The sequence below is a fragment of the Vibrio sp. 1727 genome, from assembly GCF_033344415.1.
In the GTDB taxonomy this organism is placed as follows: Bacteria; Pseudomonadota; Gammaproteobacteria; order Enterobacterales; family Vibrionaceae; genus Vibrio; species Vibrio alginolyticus.
Genome location: NZ_JAWPOT010000227.1, coordinates 1 through 739 on the forward strand (window position 1 = coordinate 1; position 739 = coordinate 739).

General features: G+C 42.5%; 1 pseudogene. It reads left to right on the forward strand.

Annotation, left to right across the window (positions count from 1 at the left end):
• Nucleotides 1-278 precede the first annotated feature (278 nt).
• Nucleotides 279-739: pseudogene (fadE, locus tag R8O10_RS24930) on the forward strand (acyl-CoA dehydrogenase); the annotation flags it as partial.

Here is a 739-nt window from a genome sequence, read left to right on the forward strand (position 1 = left end):
CCGGACATTTCATAACACTGAGTTTACCCACAGACGAGAATTAGTGTCGATAGCGAACCTCCAGATTTGGATTGGTGACAGTAATAAACTTGTCAACTTGCTTACGAAACCATCACTCAATTCGCAACTTTAGAATTTTAACTCTACTTAGATCACTTTTTACTCAATCTTGTGTTTTACATTTATTTAATATTTTGATTACACTTAAACCAACTGGTTAGACCTCTTACCAAAATACAGACGTACAACATTTATAAAGTCTGAAAAGGAAAAATTATATGGACATCTTGCTCTCTATCGTTGCGATGGCTGTTGTGTTAGGCATTACGCTTTACCACAGAATGTCACTCGTTAAATCCGTCAGCCTACTAACTGCTGCCATGCTAGTGCTGACTATCACAGGCTCAGTTGGCGTTATTGGCTGGGCACTGTATGTGCTTGCAATCGCGGTCTTTGCCGTTTCTGGTATCCGCCAATCGCTTATTAGCCGTAAGGCACTGGCGTTGTTTACGACTGTGCTACCTGCGATGTCTCAAACTGAAAAAGAAGCTCTAGATGCTGGTACAGTATGGTGGGAAGCTGAGCTATTCAAAGGTAAACCTGAATGGGAAAAATTACACGCAATTCAAGCGCCAAAACTTAGCGCTGAAGAGCAAGCGTTCTTAGACGGCCCAGTAAACGAAGTGTGTGCTATGGTCAGCGACTTCCAAGTAACGCATGAACTCGCGGATTTACCACC